General features: G+C 53.7%; 5 protein-coding genes and 1 tRNA gene. 4 read left to right on the top strand and 2 right to left on the bottom strand.

The window, feature by feature from the left end; translation table 11 throughout:
- The first annotated feature begins 23 nt into the window (after nt 1-23).
- From HOJ95_16040 to HOJ95_16030, 3 genes are all read left to right on the top strand, one after another.
- Nucleotides 24-120 (top strand) — tRNA-Sec (locus tag HOJ95_16040).
- Nucleotides 121-493: 373 nt separating this feature from the next.
- The gene (locus tag HOJ95_16035) at nt 494-817 is read left to right on the top strand and encodes a hypothetical protein (GenBank protein MBT6396208.1); all 324 of its coding nucleotides are present in this window, start codon (nt 494-496) and stop codon (nt 815-817) included.
- Between the two features lie 12 nt (nt 818-829).
- A complete protein-coding gene (locus HOJ95_16030) occupies nt 830-1435 on the top strand; it encodes a methyltransferase domain-containing protein (protein MBT6396207.1) in 606 nt (201 codons plus the stop codon).
- 227 nt (nt 1436-1662) lie between these two features.
- Here the strand turns inward: HOJ95_16030 and HOJ95_16025 are convergent, their stop codons facing one another.
- Nucleotides 1663-2163: a cytochrome c gene (locus HOJ95_16025; protein ID MBT6396206.1), complete on the bottom strand. Its 501-nt coding sequence runs from the start codon at nt 2161-2163 to the stop codon at nt 1663-1665.
- A gap of 118 nt (nt 2164-2281) precedes the next feature.
- Here HOJ95_16025 and HOJ95_16020 point away from each other — a divergent pair, with 118 nt between their 5' ends.
- A complete protein-coding gene (locus tag HOJ95_16020; GenBank protein ID MBT6396205.1) occupies nt 2282-2854 on the top strand; it encodes a DUF3105 domain-containing protein in 573 nt (190 codons plus the stop codon).
- Nucleotides 2855-2950: 96 nt separating this feature from the next.
- Here HOJ95_16020 and HOJ95_16015 read toward each other — a convergent pair.
- On the bottom strand, nt 2951-3224 hold a 274-nt coding region (locus HOJ95_16015; protein MBT6396204.1), incomplete at its 5' end, for a thioredoxin domain-containing protein.

Below are 3224 nucleotides of genomic sequence, written 5' to 3'. Positions count from 1 at the left end.
TACGGCGATGTATTCTCCCCGGTGGGAGTGGATCGGTGCCGGTGTGCCGCCTGGACTTCAAATCCAGTGTGCGGGGCTAATCACTTCGCAGGTGGGTTCGACTCCCACGCATTCCCGCCAATTAAATCAATTAGTTATGTCATTTTTCGCCCGGCACGAAATCTACTGTGACCCTCGACTGTGCTAAAATTGTGCTCGCTTTGATCCACCAATCTCACTCGCGCCTCGATTTTCACTTGTCTGATTTCCCGTTGACCAAGGTCTCGATGGCACTAGCGGCCGTTTTCAGATCCTGCTCGTCCACGATTAGATGACGTCGAAAGAATTGGTTGAGAAAGCGAAAAACCTATGACACCCCATTTCTCTCATAGCGCTCTAGAGGCTTAACCCATCAATCCAACCAGCACACGGAGAGCGTTTTGTTCTTGTCGGCACCCTCGCAAGCGGGTAGCCTGCGCTCGGCAGGCGCCGTGAGACTCGGGAGGGGAAAGGGTTGAAAGTGCAAGGAACAATGAAGGGAAGATTCTCCTCGGTCGGCTCGATTGGGGCCGTGCTACTGGCATTCCTTGCGAGCCAGCACCACACGCTTCACATGCTGCTACTGGCGGCTGGGCTGGGCGGCACCGGGACGGGCCTAATGACCGCGTTCCCCCTCCTACGCCGGGCGATGCTGCTCATGTCGCTGCTCATAGCAGGTGGGCTGGCCTACCGTATGCGGGATGCCGGGTGCCCGAGATCCATGCGTATTCTGAACGGGGTCTCGATCCTCCTCACCATCGGGATCGTTATGTGGTCGGTCACGCAGTTCGGCGTGTAGCAAGGGGGCGGCATGACAGGTTCGTATCGAAAAGACTTGAGCCACATTACCTGGGCTGAGGTGTACAAGCGGCAGGAAATGCGGGCCGGCCTGGTGGAGGAATGGCTGGAAGCCCTGGCCCTCCAGCCGGGGGACCGCGTACTGGACATGGGCTCCGGGCCTGGCTTCGTGAGCCTGGTGCTCGCAGATCGAGTGGGGGTCGGTGGGGTCGTCTACGCGATTGACAGGTCTGCCGAGGCTCTGGCCTACCTGGAGGGTTTACAAAGGGAGCGAGGGATAGTGCAGATCCAGAGGATCACCGCGGACGCCGCCGCGCTGGAGCCTGCGGATCTCCCCGCGAACCTCCCCGCGGACGCGGCAATGATCTCGATGGTCCTGCACCACGCGGACGACCCGCCTGGCATCCTGCGCAACGTGGAACGAATGATTGTGCCTGGAGGCCGAGTCCTGGTGGCGGAGTTCCATCCGGAGGGACCCGGCGAACAAGGGCCCCCACAGGAGCATCGGATCGCGCCCGAACGCATTCAAGCTTGGTGCCAGGATGCCGGTCTCGCGGTTCAGGACTACCAGCGCCAAACCCCCGAATCCTATATGATTCTCGCCCAGCGGCCTTTCTAGACGGGGGGGCCTGATACCGTGCTCTGTAAGATAAGGCACTCCCCCTCTCCTGGTCAGCGAATTTCCGACTTTCGAATTCGGCGAATTTTCATCCACCGGGCAAGGCCGCTGAACCGAGCACGGCTCAAAATCACCGAACCCGGTCCTGTGCATGACGAATTACTATTTCGCCATGCAAGGGTAGATTTGATGAAATGAAAATATTTACATTAGCGATGTAATAGCAATTAATAGACACCAGCTTTTCGCTGCAAATTACGAACATAACGAATGATCACGCCCACTTCCTCGGGCGATACACCGGGGACGGGCTCCATGTTTCCGAACCTCCAGTGGTGCTGCCTAGCTCCCCTTCTGACAGCCTGATGAAATGCGGCGTCCGAATGATGATTCGGCTCATAGTATCGATGAACCAAAGGTGGGCCTTCGGTGCTTCCCTTAGCTTCCGGTCCATGGCATTTCATACAATTTTTCTTGAAAAGAGTTTTTCCCGCCGATGTGGAGCTAACCACGTTCGCATTTTGAGTTTTTTGGGGTGCAATAACGGGACGTGCCACCTGACCTTCCTGAGAATTACCATTTTCTAAAAACAAAGCATACCCGCCCCCCAAAAGACCTAGCGCGAGCAAAACGCCTATCAAGTAAGCGCCTACATTTTGGCCGCTCTTCTTTTTTTGAGGTGGCTTCTTGTTTCCCTTTGTCCGTGGAGACTTCTTTTTCTTAGGCAATTAAACCTCCTAAAATATAGCTTTGTTATTGAATCTGAAGTAAAATAGGCTAGCAACTTGATTCTACTTGGTATAATTTTTACCAAAAATTTCGTGGTTTTTCGCTTTGGAGCACATAATGGTCAATGCAAGTAATTCTTTACCTAAAAGCATACTTGCTAGCCCCTTCATATGGTTGGCTGTTGTTATTATTGCCATCGGCACCGGCTATGTTTTCTGGCCAAGCGGCGGGGAAAACAAGATACCGGGAGGCTTAATTCCGGGAAAGAATGTGACTTCGAAGATCAATACCATCCCTTCTGCTGGAGCTACCCACCTCCGTTCGGGGGAAAAATTCTCCTACCCTGATTCCTACCCGACCTCAGGGCCGCACGAGGATGCTGACTTCAACACTGGATTCCATAAAAAACCTCTCCCACCAACACGCATTGTACATGCCCTCGAACACGGAAACATTGTTTTACATTATGATGAACCGAGCGCTGAAGTTATGACCTCTCTGCGGCAATGGGCGGTGCTCTATACGAATCCTTGGTCCGGCGTGATCGTGACGCGAAAACCTGGACTCGGCAAATCGATTGTCCTCACAGCCTGGACTAAGCGCCTCACGCTGCCGAGTTACGAGAAAACCGCTGTAACCAAGTTCATACATTCTTTCCGCGGTCGCGGTCCAAAACGTCCCAAAAGATGATGTCATAGAACTGACCGGGATACATTTGCTCCTTTCGACACTCCCCCGCCTTAGAAAACCTTCATTTATTTAAATATTCACCATTAATATGTGTGATTATTTTTTCTTTTTTGATGCCAACAGTTGGTCGATTATGGCCTTAAAGCGCGGGTAGGGTTGCGCCCCGCGTATTCTCCTGACCGTCTTCACCGTGGATTTTCCCGGCTCCGTCAGGCCAATGAGAAATGTCGGGGTCCCGCGAATACCCGCTTTGACCGCTTCGGCGATGTCCTCGCGTACTCCCGCTTTTTTCCCTCCGCCATTCAGACACGCCATGAACTTCACCTCATCGAGGCCGATCATCTTCGCGTGAGCATGCAAATCCTTCTCT

The sequence above is a fragment of the Nitrospinaceae bacterium genome, from assembly GCA_018669005.1.
In the GTDB taxonomy this organism is placed as follows: Bacteria; UBA8248; UBA8248; order UBA8248; family UBA8248; genus UBA8248.
This window is presented reverse-complemented; position numbering and strand designations above follow the sequence as displayed.

Coding starts and splice junctions, on each gene's coding strand:
- HOJ95_16030 (MBT6396207.1), top strand. CDS start 830: ATGACAGGTTCGTATCGAAAAGACTTGAGCCACATTACCTGGGCTGAG.
- HOJ95_16020 (MBT6396205.1), top strand. CDS start 2,282: ATGGTCAATGCAAGTAATTCTTTACCTAAAAGCATACTTGCTAGCCCC.